Source organism: Massilia sp. Masssp93, assembly GCF_059491295.1.
The window spans coordinates 663,858-681,215 of record NZ_CP168502.1; the positions used below are offsets into that span (position 1 = coordinate 663,858).

Annotated in this window: 13 protein-coding genes; 4 read left to right on the plus strand and 9 right to left on the minus strand. The window is 58.3% G+C overall.

Features of this window, described 5'->3' with window-relative positions; all coding sequences use genetic code 11:
* Positions 1–53: 53 nt before the first annotated feature.
* Positions 54–935, minus strand: coding sequence for a hypothetical protein (locus ACEN9Q_RS02985; protein WP_495627300.1), 882 nt, complete (start codon positions 933–935; stop codon positions 54–56).
* Between the two features lie 98 nt (positions 936–1,033).
* The gene (locus ACEN9Q_RS02990) at positions 1,034–1,933 is read right to left on the minus strand and encodes a flagellin N-terminal helical domain-containing protein (protein WP_495627301.1); all 900 of its coding nucleotides are present in this window, start codon (positions 1,931–1,933) and stop codon (positions 1,034–1,036) included.
* A 242-nt stretch (positions 1,934–2,175) separates the two neighbouring features.
* On the opposite strand from ACEN9Q_RS02990, the gene ACEN9Q_RS02995 reads away from it, so the two are divergent.
* Positions 2,176–3,183, plus strand: coding sequence for a sulfate ABC transporter substrate-binding protein (locus ACEN9Q_RS02995; RefSeq protein WP_495627302.1), 1,008 nt, complete (start codon positions 2,176–2,178; stop codon positions 3,181–3,183).
* A gap of 125 nt (positions 3,184–3,308) precedes the next feature.
* Positions 3,309–5,804, plus strand: coding sequence for a glycoside hydrolase family 31 protein (locus ACEN9Q_RS03000; protein ID WP_495627303.1), 2,496 nt, complete (start codon positions 3,309–3,311; stop codon positions 5,802–5,804).
* Between the two features lie 653 nt (positions 5,805–6,457).
* Here ACEN9Q_RS03000 and ACEN9Q_RS03005 read toward each other — a convergent pair.
* Positions 6,458–6,736 (minus strand): hypothetical protein, encoded by a 279-nt coding sequence (locus ACEN9Q_RS03005; protein ID WP_495627304.1) that lies wholly within the window; start codon positions 6,734–6,736, stop codon positions 6,458–6,460.
* A gap of 355 nt (positions 6,737–7,091) precedes the next feature.
* Between ACEN9Q_RS03005 and ACEN9Q_RS03010 the strand changes: the two genes are divergently transcribed.
* Positions 7,092–9,491, plus strand: a complete 2,400-nt coding sequence (locus ACEN9Q_RS03010) for a hypothetical protein (RefSeq protein WP_495627305.1) — start codon at positions 7,092–7,094, stop codon at positions 9,489–9,491.
* 7 nt (positions 9,492–9,498) lie between these two features.
* Here ACEN9Q_RS03010 and ACEN9Q_RS03015 read toward each other — a convergent pair whose 3' ends face one another.
* From ACEN9Q_RS03015 to ACEN9Q_RS03025, 3 genes are all read right to left on the minus strand, one after another.
* Positions 9,499–10,173, minus strand: coding sequence for a hypothetical protein (locus ACEN9Q_RS03015; RefSeq protein WP_495627306.1), 675 nt, complete (start codon positions 10,171–10,173; stop codon positions 9,499–9,501).
* 440 nt (positions 10,174–10,613) lie between these two features.
* Positions 10,614–11,297 (minus strand): hypothetical protein, encoded by a 684-nt coding sequence (locus ACEN9Q_RS03020; RefSeq protein WP_495627307.1) that lies wholly within the window; start codon positions 11,295–11,297, stop codon positions 10,614–10,616.
* Between the two features lies 1 nt (position 11,298).
* Positions 11,299–12,123, minus strand: a complete 825-nt coding sequence (locus ACEN9Q_RS03025; protein ID WP_495627308.1) for a hypothetical protein — start codon at positions 12,121–12,123, stop codon at positions 11,299–11,301.
* Positions 12,124–12,326: 203 nt separating this feature from the next.
* On the opposite strand from ACEN9Q_RS03025, the gene ACEN9Q_RS03030 reads away from it, so the two are divergent.
* Positions 12,327–13,340 (plus strand): helix-turn-helix transcriptional regulator, encoded by a 1,014-nt coding sequence (locus ACEN9Q_RS03030; protein ID WP_495627309.1) that lies wholly within the window; start codon positions 12,327–12,329, stop codon positions 13,338–13,340.
* Positions 13,341–13,497: 157 nt separating this feature from the next.
* Here ACEN9Q_RS03030 and ACEN9Q_RS03035 read toward each other — a convergent pair whose 3' ends face one another.
* The 3 genes from ACEN9Q_RS03035 to ACEN9Q_RS03045 all read right to left on the minus strand — a co-directional run bounded on the left by ACEN9Q_RS03035 (position 13,498) and on the right by ACEN9Q_RS03045 (position 16,453).
* Positions 13,498–13,728 carry a helix-turn-helix transcriptional regulator gene (locus ACEN9Q_RS03035; RefSeq protein ID WP_495627310.1) on the minus strand — a complete coding sequence of 77 codons (231 nt, stop codon included), beginning with the start codon at positions 13,726–13,728 and terminating at the stop codon, positions 13,498–13,500.
* Between the two features lie 129 nt (positions 13,729–13,857).
* Complete coding sequence (locus ACEN9Q_RS03040) at positions 13,858–14,622, minus strand: hypothetical protein (protein WP_495627311.1); 765 nt, start codon at positions 14,620–14,622, stop codon at positions 13,858–13,860.
* 169 nt (positions 14,623–14,791) lie between these two features.
* Complete coding sequence (locus ACEN9Q_RS03045; protein WP_495627312.1) at positions 14,792–16,453, minus strand: hypothetical protein; 1,662 nt, start codon at positions 16,451–16,453, stop codon at positions 14,792–14,794.
* Between the last annotated feature and the right edge of the window lie 905 nt (positions 16,454–17,358).

Here is a 17,358-nt window from a genome sequence, read left to right on the forward strand (position 1 = left end):
CCGGTGCGGTAACAAAGAATGCCGTCCGGTGCGCCGGACGGTTTTTTTTATGCTTACGGTCCGTCCGCGTGGCGGTTTTCGGCCGGCAGCAGCAGCGCCAGTTCGGCCATCGCGCGGAACACGGGCAGGCTGAGCGCGGCGGCGGCCTCGGTCGACGGCAGGCGCGCGTGCACCCGGCCTTCCGGCAGGTTGTCGCGCCAGGTCCAGCCGAGCACGCGCAGGCCGGAACGGCGCACGGCGTCTTCCAGTTGCGGCTGCAGGGCGCGCAGGTGGAGGAGGGTGTCAGCGTTGGGTGTGCACAGTTCCAGCATGACGCCGTCGGCCAGCGGCTCCGCCTGTACTGTGACGACCGAGCCGTCGGCCAGCACCAGTTCCAGGCGCAGGGCCGTGCGGCGGCGCCGGCGCTGCGATTTCTGCTGCTGTTCCTCTTCCCCGATCACGCGCAGGTGCTGGGCCTGCGGACCGCCCGGGTGCACGGTGAAGCGCCAGGCGTCGGGCGGCAGGGTGGCCAAGTCGGCCTGGCGCAGTACGCGTCCATCCAGCCCGCTCTGCAGCAGGGCGCCGGGCAGCGACTGCCCGCGCTGTTGCTGCGACGCCTGGATCGCGCGCGTGACCAGTTGGCTACCGTAGCTGCGCACCATGCCGCGCCAGGAGGTCGCGAGTGCGCCGCCGTCCGGACTCGGCCACGTGAGCTGGCGTGCCATCACCACCTGGTCGGGGCGCATGGCAGCGGCGTCGGGCAAAGCGTCGCCTGCGGACAGGACGGGCGCCGGCTGCGCGGCAGGCAGGGGCAGGGGGATCGCCTCGAGCTCGGCCTGCAACAGGGCGACCGGGACGGCGGCCGCGACCGCGCCGACCGGCGTTGCCGGCAGCGGACCGGCGGCGCTCGCCGGTATGACGGGCGGCGGAAGGGCGGGAAAGGAAATGCTGGCCATGATCTCGGCAGTGTAAAGTGAAAAGGCCAGCTTGTGGCTGGCCTTTCATGCATGCCCGGCTGTACCAGCCCGGGCGGTGGCCTATCCTGGCCCTGCGATTACTGCAGCAGGGACATGACCATCGACGACATGCTGTTGGTCTGCTTCAGCATGGCGGTACCCGCTTGCATCAGCATCTGGTTCGAGGTCATGCTCGACGATTCGGTCGCGAAGTCGACGTCCATGATGCGGCCGGTCGCAGCCTGCGTGTTGCTCGAGATGTTCGACAGGTTGTTGTAGACGTGGTCGAGGCGGTTCGACACGGCGCCCAGCTTCGAACGCAGGGCCGAGACGGCGTCGATCGCATCGCTCAGGTCGCCGATCGCGGTGTTGGCACCGGCGGTCGTGGTCAGGTTGGTGCCGGCGGACGGGGTGGCCGCCAGGGTGCCGTCACCTGCGTAGGTGGCGCCGGTGGCGGTGGAGATTGCGGTGTTCACGGTACCCAGCTCGGTGCTGAAGTTCGCGGTCATGGTCTCCGAGCTGTCGGCGCCGATCTGGAACGTGACGCCGGCGGTGGCGCTCAGCTTGCTGGTGTCGGCAGCCGTGCTCAGCAGCTTGGTGCCGCCGAACTTGGTGTTCGAGAAGATGTTCGACAGTTCGTCGGTCAGCGAGTTGTACTCGGCCTGCATCGCGGTCTGGTCATCGGCGGACGACGAACCGTCGGCGGACTGGGTGGCCAGGTCCTTCATGCGGGTCAGGATGTTGTTGACTTCGTCCAGCGCGCCGTCGGCGGTCTGCAGCATGGAGATCGAGTTCTGGGTGTTGCGCATGGCGACCGACATGCCGCTGCTCTGGGCTTTCAGGCGGGTGGCGATCTGCAGGCCGGCAGCGTCGTCCATTGCCGAATTGATACGGTAACCGGTCGACAGGCGGGTCATCGACGTCGACAGGCTCGACTGGGTGCGGCTCAGGGAATTTTGTGCGGAAAGCGATGCGACGTTGGTGTGAAGGCTCAGCATGATATGGCTCCTAGTGGCTTGGATACTGTTTGGAGGTTGCGCATCTCGCGCTCTCACAAGTACAAGACGACCGTTCAGCCGAACTCATTAAATGCCGAGTGGAAATTTTTTGAAAAAAATTTTTAGGGGTCTCGGACGGGGCCGATATGAAGAAAGCGGATAAGCAAAATTGAAACGATTCGTTCGCGGTTCGAGGCGTGCTCTTTACTCTATGGCTTCCCGAACCCTGAACGAGAGAACACATGCTGTCGAAAACACTGACCCAGGCCCTGCTGGCCATCGCGCTCGCCGCCCCGGCCGCGCACGCCGCCGACGTCACGCTCCTGAACGTGTCGTACGACCCGACGCGCGAGCTGTACCAGGATGTGGCCAAGGCGTTCGCCGCCAGATGGAAGGCGCAGACGGGCGACAACGTCACGTTCAAGGCGTCCCACGGCGGTTCGGGCAAGCAGGCCCGCGCCGTGATCGACGGCCTGGACGCGGACGTCGTCACGCTGGCCCTCGCCTGGGACATCGACGCGATCGCCGCGCGGGGCCTGATCGCCAGGGATTGGCAGAAACGCCTGCAGCACAACAGCTCGCCCTACAACTCGACCATCGTGTTCCTGGTGCGCAAGGGCAATCCGAAAGGCATCCACGACTGGAACGACCTGATCAAGCCGGGCGTGCAGGTCATCACCCCGAACCCAAAGACGTCGGGCGGCGCGCGCTGGAATTACCTGGCGGCCTGGGGCAATGCCCTGAAACAGCCGGGCGGCAGCGAAGCGAAGGCGCGCGACTACGTGGCGAAGCTGTTCAGGAACGTACCCGTCCTCGACTCCGGCGCCCGCGGCGCGACGACGACCTTCGTCGAGCGCGGCATCGGCGACGTGCTGATCGCCTGGGAAAACGAAGCGATCCTGGCCATCAAGGAGCTGGGGCCGGACAAGTTCGACATCGTGGCGCCGCAACAGAGCATCCTGGCCGAGCCGCCCGTTTCCGTCGTCGACAAGGTGGTCGACCGGCGCGGCACGCGCAAGGTGGCGGAGGCCTACCTGCGGTTCTTGTATACGGACGAGGGCCAGGAAATCATCGCGAAGCATTTCTACCGTCCGATCGATGCGAGGATCGGCCGTAAATACGCCGCGCAGTTCCCGAACGTGAAGCTGTTTACCATCGACGACGTGTTCGGCGGCTGGACCAGGGCGCAGAAGATCCACTTCGCGGACGGCGGGACGTTCGACCAGCTGTACCGGCCGGGCGCGAAATAAGCGGACGCCCGCCGGCTTCACGCGCCGCGCCGCGTCCAGGTCGAGCCGCGCTGCCGCACAAGATCTGCTCGGTCGTGTTCGAGGAAATGATATAAACCCGGATATCGACCGATCAGGAGACCCGTATGCAGGACCACCACGCCCTCAAGAAGGGCATCGCCGCCGTCGCGCTGGCGCTGTCCGCTCTCGCCGCCGCGCCGGCCCAGGCGCAGCCGGCGTCCATCGCCGCCCAGGCCGACGGCATGGATGTCCGCCAGGGCAGCCTGCGCATCCGCGTGCTCGCGCTCACCGACGACATCCTGCGTGTGACGATGGGCGCGGCGGGGACGCTGCCGGAAGACGCCAGCTGGGCCGTGCCGGCCGACGTGCGCGCGCACCGCGTACACGTGCAGGCCAGCCCGACGGGATTCGCCACGCGCACGCTGCGCGTCGACGTGCGCGACGGCCGCCTCGTGGTGAGCGACCTGGTGGGCAAGGTCATCTCGGCCGACGCCATCGATCCCGTCAAGGTCGACGGCCACGCGTTCACGCTGCGCAAGCAGATGCCGCAGGCCGAGCATTACTTTGGCCTCGGCGACAAGACCGGTGGCCTGGACCGGCGCGGCAAGAGCTTCGTCGACTGGAACACGGACGCCTTCGGCTTCGGCTCGGCCGACGACCCGATCTATAAATCGATCCCGTTCTTCATCGGCGTCGGCGGCGCGGGCGGCAGCTACGGCGTCTTCCTCGACAACACGTACCGCAGCTGGTTCGACTTCGGCCACCGCGAGGACGGCGTGCTGGCGTTCGGCGCGCCGGACGGCCCGATCGACTACTACCTGATCCACGGCCCGTCGACGGCCGAGGTGGTGCGCCGCTACACCGACCTGACGGGCAAGGCGCCGCTGGCGCCGCGCTGGGCCCTGGGCTACCAGCAGTCGCGCTACAGCTACATGTCGGCCGACGAGCTGCGCGGCGTCGTCGCGCGGCTGCGCGCCGAACGCGTGCCGACCGACGTCGTCTGGCTCGACATCGACTGGCAGGACCGCAACCGGCCGTTCACCGTCGATAAAAAAGCGTTCCCCGACATGCCGGGCCTGATCCGCGACCTGGGCCGCCAGGGCATCAAGGTGATCACCATCACCGACCTGCACGTGGCCAGGGTGGAGCAGGGCTATGCGCCGTACGCCAGCGGCGCGAAGGGCGACCATTTCGTGAAGAACGCCGACGGCACGACCTATGTCGCACCGGTGTGGCCCGGCCCGTCCGTGTTCCCCGACTTCACGCAGGCCGCCACGCGCGACTGGTGGGGCGGCCTGTTCAAGGAGCAGGTGCAGTGGGGCGTGGCCGGTTCGTGGAACGACATGAACGAGCCGGCGATCTTCAATACGCCGACCAAGACGATGCCGGACGAGACGCGCCACCGCATCGCGTCCGACGATTTCGCGCCGCGCACCGCCGACCACCGCGAGATCCACAACGTGTACGGCATGCAGAACACGCGCGCCACCTACGACGGGCTGCGCAAGCTGGCGCCGGGCGAGCGCGCCGTCGTGATGACGCGCGCCAGCTATGCCGGCGGCCAGCGCTATGCCGTCACCTGGACCGGCGACAACAGCGCCACCTGGGACCACCTGAAGCTGTCGGTCCAGCAGATCATCAACCTGGGCCTGTCCGGCTTTTCGTACGGCGCGGCCGACGTCAGCGGCTTCACCGGCGGACCGGGCCCCGACCTGCTCACGCGCTGGTTCGAGATCGGCGCGTTCTACCCGCTGTTCCGCGACCACTCGGCCAAGGGCACGCCGCGCGTGGAACCGTGGGTCGACGGTCCGGAACACCTGGCGATCCGGCGCAAATTCGTCGAGGAGCGCTACAAGCTGATGCCGTACCTGTACGCGCTGGCCGAGCAGAACGCGCGCACGGGCGACCCGATCCTGCGTCCCGTGTTCTACGACTACCCGTCGGCGTTGAACCTGCCGTGCGAGCAGTCGTGGACCTTCACGCTGGGCCGCGCGCTGCTCGTGTCGCCGCCGCCGAATCCCGAATCGCCCCAGCCCTACCGCACCTGCCTGCCGGAAGGCGGCTGGTTCGATTACTGGACGGGACTGCCCGTCGGCCAGCCGGCGCCGGCCGCGCACGACCAGGTGATCCAGTCCGCCACGCAGGCCACCGGCGAGGCGCACGGCGGCGGTTCGTTCGTGACCGAGACCGTGCGCCTCGCGCACCTGCCCGTGTACGTGCGCGCGGGGACGATCCTGCCGCGCCAGAACGTCGTGCAGTCCACGGCCGACACGCCGCGCGGCCCGCTGATGCTGGACGTGTATCCGGGCCCCGACTGCACGGGCGAGCTGTATCTCGACGACGGCCATTCGATGGACTTCGAGAAGGGCGGCTATCTGCGCCAGGCCGTGCGCTGCACGGTGAAGCCGGACGGCGTCGCCATCGAATTCGGTCCACGCGAAGGCCGTTTCGCGCCATGGTGGCGCCAGGTGGCCGTCACCGTGCACGGCTGGCAGGGCAAGGCCGACGTGCGCGCCGGCGGGCATGCGCTGGCGGGCCGGGTCGATGCGGCCACGCGCACCGTGAGCTTTACGCTGGACGACGCGGCGCAACCTGCGACGGTGGTGGTGCGCAAGCAGTAAGCTCAGGCCGCGTGATGGCGTGCGGTCTCTGCGCGCCTGTTGCGCTGACCCGGTGCGGATCGGCGATACCACGCCGATCGCATCGAAGTACCAGTCGATGCGCTCTTTTAGGGTAATATACGCTGGCCCGCGATGTCGTTGAAGCGCCGGGCATCCATCTCAGCCTCGACCTTCCGCGCTCACGCGACGGCCTGCGCCTTCGTCGGAAATTTTCCGCAATGGACTTGTGACCCTTGTGGCGGGCCCGTGCCCGCCAGGCGTCCCCGACCTCAAGTATCGAAGCCATCTGCAGCAACAAGCCGCAGCGGGGGGAACAGGGCATTCTGCGGAACGTTCCGGGAAGTCGTATTGCTCCCTCACTGAGGGAAAAACAGGATTTTGATGAAAGACAGCAAGAGAAAACTGAGCGTAGCCCCCATGATGGACTGGACTGAGTGAAACGTCGCTAGCCCCGAGATCTACCCAAAAACCTCAGTTTGTGGCACTGATTTGTGGCACTGAGCTCAACTACTATCGATGCAAAGCCATGCCATCTACAACGACATGGCCGTATACCCGTAGTGAGCTTTAGGTGCCTGTGCTGCAGTTCTTGCGCTAACGCAAATAAAAAGGGGCACCAAAAGCTGGCGCCCCAAAGCCTTACCATTCTTCAATTAAGCGGTTTCCGGCACGTCATCCGGTTGGAAATACGCTTTTGCGGCTTTAGCCGCGCTTGCGAAGTCGAATTCACGATTCGCCAACATATCGACAGTCATCATCGCCGTCTGCGCCATCTTGTTCGCATCGTCGTAGTTGCAGCCAAGCTTACGTTTGAAGCGACTCGTGAAGAGGTCTTCACGTAAGTTGGGATCGATACTGTTCAAATCTTTCATGCCATCGTACTCCTTCAGCACGTTGCCCTTTTGTTGCTCGTGAGTAAGCTCTTTAGCCATGTGTAGTTCTCCAATCAGAGGTTCAACACCGAAGGGTGCTGTCGTAATAGAACTGTAACGTTGCCGACATAGTGCTCGCAAGCGGGTAAAATGCGCAATGTAGCTATTTATAACGTTACATCTTTCGAAAATGAGCACTCCTATACGTTCTGCCCTTCACGCAGCCGGCTACAAGAGCATTCGTCAGTTGGCGCTCAAACTGCACAAGACTTATCCGGCTGTGTTCACACGACCTGCTGCGGACGATCGGCCTCCCTCTAAGACCCCAAGTAGCGCGCTGCAGATCCTTCTAGGAAGGCTGGATAAGGGCGAGGACTTGGTTTGGTGGAGGAAGCGGCCTGACGCGGCAGCGCTCGTGGCGAAGGAGCTGGGCATCGAAATCGAGGCATTTAAACTAGATCAGCCACCCAGTACAACCCTGTTCGCGTTCGAAAGTTTCCCTACGTTGCCCGCGCTAGACCTTACTGTTGAGGAACGGTACAACATCGCCATGCCGGTACGCGTGGCGAATAAAAAGGAAAGTACGAAGCCTTGGGACAACTTGCAAGACTGGTTGTCCGGTGGAGCGATAAGCCCCGATCGAAAACAACTCGAATGGTTGGAGGTGCCAGACGAGGCCGAGTTTGAGCTCATCAAAGCAGACTTGTTGACAGCGAACCGTCACAGGACAATACCGGTGAGCATCCCCGCCCAAGCTGGCGGCAATGATATTGAAGCGCTCAGGCATCACTTACCCTTGATCTTAGCGGTTCAAGAAAAAGTCGGCCCGTCTACGTTGGCCTTGCTTAGGGAGCGAGCGCAGAACGCACCTTTACTAGTCATTTCTCTGCATCCTTTCCCTGACATTAAGGAAAGCGACGACACGAACGATCCCGCTATGCAGAGCGTTCTTCCTCGACCTATCGCATGGCGTTGGACCTTCCATAGAGACTGGCGCCAAATGATGCTGCGCTGGGTCGACAAGCGCCTCACTGACTACAGAATCCCTTCGGATTTCGACCCAGTTTACCTCGGAAAGTGGCTGCATGACGTCGATCCAGGAGAAGCCTGGTTCTGCAGCCCTACCGACGTCCTTGGACTCTGCCGGATCGCATATGAAGAGTCCGTGGAAGCCTTGCAAAACATAAAAAACCACCAGACTGGGCATGACTTGTTGGGGCGTGTATTTGGCTTAAAACCTGCACAGCTCAATCGGCTTGAAAAGGCGGTAAGGTTACGTTGGTGCGACTGGCAGCGCGCCTGGGATAGCGATGTAGAGCGCTCCGGTTGGCTAGCGGCGGGACTTTCTGGAAGTCAATTCGACGATCTATTGCAAGCTGGTCTGCTTGAGGGAGCATTGGAGTACCGCTTTGCCAACCGAATCCTCGTTCGCCTGTTGTTGCGCAGAGTACTCGACCAGTATGTGCGAACCGTGCGTCCGAGGCAGTGGTGGCCCGCGTGCTTTGACGGTGCAAGGCGAGCGCTGTTAGATGCAACGCTCGCATCCATGCCCATGCGCAACCTCGCCACCGCAGCTGAGATGCAAAAAAAGTTGGGGGTAGATAACCAATATCTTGCTGGACCAGCCGAAGCACTTTTTGTCGCCATTGGTAAGCAACTAGCCCGCGGAGAGGCCTTATCGGATGCGATGCACATGGTCGGGCAAATAATTTTCGAACGGTTCCGACCGAACGGTGACGCAACGCTGCCGTGGTCCAGGCCGTGTAATACATGGGAAACTGAGATCGAATGGATCAGTTCATTGTGGGCTTGGAGTCTCGCGACACCACCGCTGAACGGGGTAGCGCCTAGCTGGCTAATGCCAGGCTGGAGCCATAGCCTACCGGACGACTATCCTGCTTGGCTCAATCCACGCCTCAATCCTTACCAGGAGTGGATGCCGGATCGGGCGGCATTAGCCTATTTCTTGGCCGTTTCACATCGCTACGTGAAGCAAACTGGCCTGACGCTCGCCGGTTCGGTGCCGCTGTTGTTGAAGCCTGCAGTGTTGTGCGAGGCTGCTGAGGGTAGCAGGATAGTCGATCCGTCTTGGTGGGCCGGGATCATCGGGCAGAACTGGGCTGAGTCAGCGCTACTCGACATGCTAACGAAGATGGCTACTGAACAATGGACGGAAGCGGCCAGTAGGTTGTGGCCCTCTTTGGTGCAATGGCAGCGGCTTGCGCTCCTAGGCCGTGGTGCAATCTTCACACCTAAGCACGACTTGCTGTTGCCGAGTTGCCGAGAAGGGTCACAGGGTTTTTCGCCCGTGCTGGAATGGGTAGCTAGAAATCTCCACGGTGCTGACGTACTACGTCTGCTTGGTGAAGATGACAAGCTCTTTATCGAGGAGCATCCACAATGGCTCTTAACTGAGCATAAATTATTAGTGCTACGCTCTCTGGCTGCACGCTTACCACTGCCTCTGGCGCCGTTCGGATCGTATAACTATTTCTCCGCCTTCTTGCCTGATGCCGCAACAGGCTTGTGTTGGTTCCTGCACGATGAGGCTCTAGGCGCTGAAGCGTCCGCCGGTCTCTGGAACTGGGCACCGAAACAGGCGCTCGCATTGTTATCAAGCGAAAGCAATCATGAACTAAAGGCCTGTCGCCAGTTATTTTTAGATTGCCCTAGCGCTCATCTGGGTGCGGCGCTAGCCGCCTTGCGGCACACGCCATCGCTGTTGCCCGACGAGCAACGCAAAGCATGGATACAGCGTCATTTGCCTAGCTCCGGTCAACATGCCAAAGAGTTATTCGCGCTTTTCAATTCCTAGAAGCCGATCAACGTGAGCTTGGATGCAGTAGGTCCTCGATACGGCAGTGTGCAAGTAAGTGCTTCCCCATCCGCGCTAGGACGGCACCGACACGTTCGCTGGCCGCCTGCACGGCGCAAGCCAGGGATACGCGCGCCTGCGACGTACTGATGTCGAACGCCTGGCACCGTAGCATGCACTCTGCCGTGTTGAAGTCGATGCGCTCTTCGGACGGACGCGAGTCGATCGGCAAGGCCGTATGCATCAGTATCGCGCTGTCGTTAGCAACCTGATTGGGCCCATATTGCCGTATGAAGGTCTGGTACCACCCACTCTTCGGGTGGATGTGTGCGCCCACGCGATGGTGCAGCGCTTGTCGTGCCAGCGTTGGCTTCGTTGCACGGTACATTTGCCACAGCTTTCGTACGATCGCTTTCTGTCGCTGGCTGATCTCCTTAAGCATGCCGTGGACGTCTTCTGTAACGTTCTCGAGCGGCGGATCGTCGGGGCCCGCGATCGGCAAGGCCAGCACGGAATGCAACCGCGTGAGCAGCATCGACAGGCGGTCGACGTCGACATACAGCAGGTAGAACGATGGCCAGTGCCATCCGGGTTTCTGGGGGCAGTCGAGCAAGTCAGCGATAAAACCATTGATGTCGCCAAGCTCGTGCAAGAATTCACTTGATGCTGTCATCGTGGTCACTTATGGCCTCCTGCAACGATCGGATCATTGTTCAGGTCCCATGCAGGGGCAAACGCAACCCCTTTCCATGTCGGGTGATTCAAGTCGAAGGGGTTGGCGGAGTCCCGACGTGGCCGCTTGAGGCCGTATACCAGCGCTGGGATTTGCGCTGCGCGGAGCCGAGCGAGCTCTTCCAAATATTGCGCGGTGCATAAGCGCGGTGCGCGGCGCAAGAACACGTGCCCTTCATAGCGTGACTCGAGTGTGAGGATTCGCCAATAAAATTTGTAGTGTCTCGGATTGAACCATGGGCTGGCGGGGCCGAGCTCGCAGCTGATGAGTGGCGCTTCGCCGAGCAGCTAAGGGTTGATGGCTTCGTACTTAGGTATCATCATGACGAACAAGGATTGCATTGGTAAAAGGCCCACCCTGAGCGAGACGTCGTATCAGCATCGGCCTATCTATAGCGTCGAAGGATGCAGTAATGCGGTCACCGAAGGACAGTGGGCAACGAAGAACTTGCCTAAGGCGGCATACACCTGGTTTAAACGCCTCTGCACCTGCCGCGCCGTTCGGGCCAGCAGGATCCGTGACTGCTGCGACTCCAACTGAAATGATTGCTGGTACACCAGGTCCTTTGGTTGCGTCGCCATCGCGGCGGCATCCGGTAGCGGATCAAGTGGCACGCACGCACGTCGTAAGAGTTGGCCATCCTCGGAGACGCGGCCTGAGCAGTAATGCTGCTGGCTAGCTAGGTACCAGGAGCTCGTAGGCGAGAAATGGTGGGAGACAATCCGCTTCAGTTCAGGCGCGCCATAGTCGACCTGTGCACGGCATTCCACGCGCACCAGCAGATCGACCAAGACGTGAAACTGCATATCGAGTCGCATCAAGCATGCGTTGATGCCTTCGATCGCGAGACCGTCGATTGCCCCCGTTGGTCCGATAAAACCGCGCGCCAAGTAGCCGGTGGCTTGGCTGAGCTCGTGGCAGAGCCGATCAACGTGCGCGTATGCCAAGTAGTAAGCGGGCCAGCGTTTCACCGTCACTGCCGGTCCTGTCAGCATGCAGAACACCAGGTTGCCCAGCTCCGGCAGCTCTCGAAACAGGTCCTGCGGAGGTGTGATCGTCTGCGCACCACGCATGTCAAGCTTGCCGCGACAAGGTTTGCGAGGTCTCATGCCGACTGGCTGTCTGCGGGGTTGGCAGACTCGCGGCCAATCTATCCCACAGGCGGGTATCCAGCCGACGCATATCCGCGGTCTTGCGGCGCTGCTGCCCAGCCATGAACAAGGCCATCTCCAGCAGAGCCGGTGTCCAGCGTGCTCCAACGACCTGTTGCAGGGCCGGCTCTGTGATCCCACCACGCTCATTGAGCTTTTGCGCAACGCGCTGCAGTAGGCAGAGAAAGGCGATGTAGACTGCGGTGATCTGCCGCGGTTTGCTTGCGATGATATCGGCCAGGACGTACTGGGCATTCTTGACTGGCCGTCCGCCCACGAACGGAAACACGCGTTGAGTCCCATCCAGCGTCAAGTCCTTCAGTGCATAGGACACCCGGGAATCGTAGATCGCATAGCGATCCTGGTCGAGAAAGCAGACGAACTTCGACACGCGGGCAATGCCGAGATATTTGATGTCCAACAGCGCGATCAAACTTTCAATGGCCGCCGGGCAGCGCAAGGGATGCTGCTCTTCCGACCAAGTCTGGCACAGCGTTCGCATCGAAGGTGAATACGCGTCATGCTGGCGCACGCTTGCGCGCACGGAGGTACCGAACCCCCACTTGTGTACGCGCTCGGCGTACTGCTCGACTGTGTCACGAAAGCCTGCATTGGCTAGGGCTTGGCGACTGGCCCAAGCCGGCGTTAGGACTTGACGGTCCCACTCGAACATAGTGAGGGATGCCGGAAGATCGATCTGAGAAATCAGGTCATCGGCCAGTTTGTCAATTTGCGTGTTGTTTAGCATTTGTTCTCCTTTAGTCTTAAAACCCGCGGTGGACCTCAGCAGGCTTGCAATCCGACAATTAACAACGCTATATTGCACTCAATTAGCGACAATATAAGACGGTAATTTCGATGCCCAAAAATTCTACTCAGCCCCAGCTGGCGCGTCGACTGGCAATCATCAATTTGCTGCCGCGCCTCAAGGACAGAGGCGTTGGACAGGGTATGACCGTCGCGCAGGTCGCGGCGCGACTCGGCCCCGAGTACCAGGTCGACCGCCGTACGTTCGAGCGTGACCTAAAGGAATTGGGGGATGAGCACGGCGAGTGGCGTCGGCTCGGATTGGAGGTGATCGGTCGCCCGAGCGAAAAGGATGGCCGGATTAATGAATGGTTTACGACGGCAAGCAGCAAAATATTGCTCTTCAAATCGTTGACGCCGACGGACGCACTGGTCGCAAGTTTCGCCCGCCAAGAGCTGGGGCAATTCTTGCCGTATGAGGCGCGCCAGTCTCTGGATGAGCAGCTTGCAATGATCGAGCAGAAGGTGAAGCACTTGCATCTGACGAAGGAACATCGGCAGGGCGTCGCTTACAGAGACAAAATACGCCGGGTGCCCGACAGCACCCCGCTGACACCAAGCACGGTGGACCCGAGGCACCTACAAACCGTCAACGATGCATTGATGCAAAACTCCATGCTGCGGCTGGGGTACCGCGCGGCGCGGGATAACGAGCTCAAGGAGCATGTGGTGTACCCGGTCGGTCTCGTCATTCATGACCGTTCGCTGCGCTTGTTGGCGGTTGAAAACAAGCATCTGAGCTTGGGACCCTCCGCTATGGTCGTCAAAAATTTCCTTCTCCACCGGATGAGAGAGGTCACGAACGCAGGCCCAGCTGCCAGCAATGTGCGGGTGCCGACGTTGGACGAGGCAATCGCCAATGGAGCGCTGGCCATGTGGTCTCAAGGGCTGATTGCGCTACGCTTGCGGTTCGCCGACAGTGAGGACGCCTCTGTGTTCGCGCGGACATTGGAAGAGATGCCATTGGCCGACGATCAGAAACTCTGTGAGGACAGCCACGGAAGGCTGGAGCTCAGCGCTACCGTGGCCAATACCTCAGCCTTGCGTCGCTTGCTACAAAGCATGGCACGTGAGGTCAAGGTCCTGGCACCCGATAGTTTGCGAGATGATATACGAAAATTCCTGCACGAAAGCCTGCAATTCCAACAGGGAGATTAAAAGCGCCAACAAGACCCGGGCCAGGGTATCGTCGAAGGTACCAACGCCTGACTGAACGCCAGCGCCGTACGGTGGTGTAGCACGACCGAATAAGGGGCTGTCAGAAATCCCGTGTTCAGACGAGAATTCTGACAGGTTGTGTCGCAAGAAATAACAACTAGGCGTTAAAGGCCAGTTTGCTCTGCTCTCGCTGCTTATCAAAATATTCGGCGAGGTCTCGCAAATCGGCTACACGATTTTTTCCTTCCTTTCTGGTCGGTATAGGGAACGTGCCAGCGCCAACTTGGTTATGGGCGGTCCCAACCTCCATGCCGAGCTCAGTCGCAACTTCAGCTAGCGTCAAGATGAGCTTTCCGTACTTTAAACCTAAAAAGATTTGAGAATTCATTTTGGACTCTCAACGTTCGTTGACAAAATTTTTCTTGATTTAAAATCACAGTAAATGCGTGATGGATGACAGAAAAATGCATAGTAAATTTTAACAATCATTATCTTTTCCTTTATATGTGCCTCTGTGCTATCGAAGAGCCAGGATATCTCTGAGGTTTTCGACGGCGATTCGAAATTCATCGTTGACTGATTCGAAATGATAAGGGTCGAATTCCAGCAGTCTAGCTTTCGTTGGGGACCTGAGTGCTGCTATGTTTCTGTCAAGATCGGCCGTAAGATAAGCTTCTATGGTCAAGCAATTACTTCGCTCAGATCGCATTACGCGGATTGATGCAGAAAACAAATCTGCCATTGCGCACGGTAGCGATTCGAATAGAGAAAAATAACCGCGACCACTGGCCTCGTCCCAATCAAAGATCTGCTCTACGGCCTTGTCGAAGGACGTGGTTCGAGTCATCGAGATTAATTGCTCGAATCCCGCGAGGCCCTTTACGAGCTGAGTCGAACAATCAAAATGTCGTATGAGACTATGAATATCCAGAGTTATCGTCGCGTTCCAGCGATTAGTACGCAGCTTGCTAAAAGTGTAACTATTGTAGAGATCATATCCAACCACGGTCTTGTTATGAAGACAGGCAACAATAAGGGATTCGGCAGCATCATCGCTGAGCGTGTTGATGTCGAATGCCAATCTAGAACGATTCTGCAAGACTACTTGAAGAATTCCAGATGGCCCAAGGTCGTACTGAATATAATGATCAGCCTTAATTTGTTGTAAATGTGCATCAGCGAGATCAACCAATCGATTGCTATCTGCAAAGAGCTGAGGTACTATCGGCGCTGTTGAAACATAATAAGTTCTGTTTTTTGTTCCCGTCATTGCTTTTTTCACGTAAGTTTCGTACACATTGATAAATTGGGATTGCAGTCCCGGTTTGTCGGAATGACAGAGAACATTTTATCTTTGATACATAGATGCGCAGCGGCAGGCGACTGTCTTTGCGCATTTTTTTATTTTTTTCGCATTTTTCCAACACTTGTTTTCTTCCTTTGAAAAGTTGCTAATCATGCAATCGAAAATCGAAAGGTAGTGAAAGAGGTCTCAAGGTTTTCCCGCCGATATGGGTGGCGGCGTGCCTTTTCGGAGAAGCACCGGGTACACGTTTGAGTGCAGTTGCAAAATCGATTTCCTCCCACTTCGTCCCTTTGAACAGGCGTCTGAATTCGGTTGCTCTTTCATCTATTAAAAGGCGAAAAGCTCCATTGTGATGGATGATGCGCAGCCCGTAAGCCTGCACTGAGCGTTCTGCGTCCTTGTCCTTTTTGGCTGCTGCGGCAAGGGACATACGTAGGGTGATCCTTTCGGTCCGGCCGTCAACTGTAATGTTTACGAGAGTATCGAGAGCGTGATCGAGTACGGCTACGTCACTTACCAACTCCGGCTCGTTGTCGCGCTCGCCACAGAAATTTATCTTTGCAATCAACTCGCGTGCTCCAACCTCATCAATGACACCGTCATGTAGTGCCGTCCATGCCGCAGCGAGAACGGTAGAAAGGGAGTCGGCATATCTGATCGTTAAGCCATCTTCACTGATAAGCAGCGATTTAATGATCGCATCCGTCGCCCTATATTGCGGCCACGAGTGGATCATCCTCGACCGCAGCCTCATGCCAAGTGGCTCGACAACTCGGTTGTCATTGCGGGCGATCTCGGGCAAGCAGGTTTTATTTTTGGGCTGATCAACCAGCGTGAGAGCAAGATAGCGTCCTTCATCGGCTGGCTCCATTGTCGGCAGATTAACGGCGGAAATGAGTCCAGCACAGCGTACCGTGTATGTCTCCACGCCGCTCTGGCCCTGCTTAGCTTTAATATCCTTGTCACCACCGCTACTGGCGCGAAGGTAAACCATCAACGTCTTCACATTTGAGGCACCTTCGGCTTCATCAACAAGAACTGCCAAGGAGTCGTTTTGAATAGTACGGCGAACTGCTGGTTCAGAGGTGGTTCCGGTGAAAGCCAGCATAAAATCGCCCAAGAGACGTCGAATCATCTGGATCAGCTTTGATTTTCCGCATCCGGGCTTCGAAGTAATGGCTGCATGAACACGCCAGTCGAGCGCTCCCACCATAGAAGCGGCCGCAATCCACCCGAGCATCAAGTATGAGTCGCAGTCCCTTCTCCAACTCCAAGTATTCAAGGCGTCGAGGATAACCTGCGCATCTTCTGGTTTTGCTTTTTCCTGATTCCGTCTTAGGCCAAGAGTTGTATGGGAAACGAAGACGCGGCGATCATTGACACGGGGCTGTGGACGACCGTCCGTACGCCAAATATCGTTCCCATCATTCACGATGAGGCAGTCAGGATCGTGAACGTCTCTCCAGACTCCAGTACCATAGACCTCGGCTACGTTGAACGAACCCTTTCGATTGCACTCATCAACTATCGCTGCACCTGCCTCCCTATAATTAATTTTTTTGGTTCCGTTCTGAGTTGTCGAATAGCCAAACTCTTGTTTCAACCATTGATTGCCGCAGACTATCGTTAGCGCGCCAGGAGAAATGATATCGGTAGGTGAGAGGCTGATGATGCAGTTACGGGTGGATGACCATACGTGACAAGTCAAGCCCGTGTAGCCAAGAGGGATATAGCTGGCAGCTAGAGAAATTGCCTCGGGTGTTGATGAATGGGAAACAGCTGGAGCGGCTACTGTACTATATGACATTATTCTTCATCTCAGTTCATTAGGGTGGTTGCTGCTAGGCGGTGATAAATATATCGTGCTGTTTCGCCCAAAATTCAGGATTTGGCGTCGTTCGACGAAATATCTGATTTTTTCTGCTCAAACTGAAAATTTTTCTGGAGACGCGCGAGAACGTAAAGCGCGGGCCACTCCGAAGTATGTAGCTGGCTTTACGATCACCGCTTGAGAAGTGACGAGCCGGCTGGCAAGACGAACGGCAGGCAGCAAGCATCTGCTGCGTCACCGAGACATCTTCCTCAGAAAAGATGTGGGACAGCGATCAACGTTCAATGCGAGCACGGGAAGCCGGCTTGATGGTGCGTAGCGACTAGATTGCTGAGTTCATTTCAACATTTGGTGTCGAGCCAAAAGGTGCAACGATGACGCGCCCTCGTGACTAGAAGTAAAGTGATGACGCGACACTCTGGGAAAACCGGTGGGGATAGATCATACCTTTCCTCGTACGTTCGGCTAACGCGTCTGGAAACACTGTATGAAATTGATTTTCGAGGAAGATTTAGAAAATCTTACGTTCTAACGGTTTATTAAATATTGATAGCTGCATCTTAAATTTGCTGAGAAAAATTCTCATCAATATCAATTCTATTTAAAGCGTTATATTGTTAGAAAACAGATTGAGATCAAATGGACACAATGCATGCCTTGACAAAAAATCTAACAACGTGTATTACATTGTCAAAATTTTTGCTCGGCGTAGTGGTGGAAGGCACTGCGTCCGGCCCTGGCAAAGCCCGACGCATTTGGGGCGTCCAGCAGCATCGGTGTGCATGAACTTGTGGAAGTAAAGCTCATCGCGCTTGATAACACTAGGCCGCTGAAGTCCGATAAGGGCGACTGGGAGCTGTGCATGTTATCGTCGGTAATGG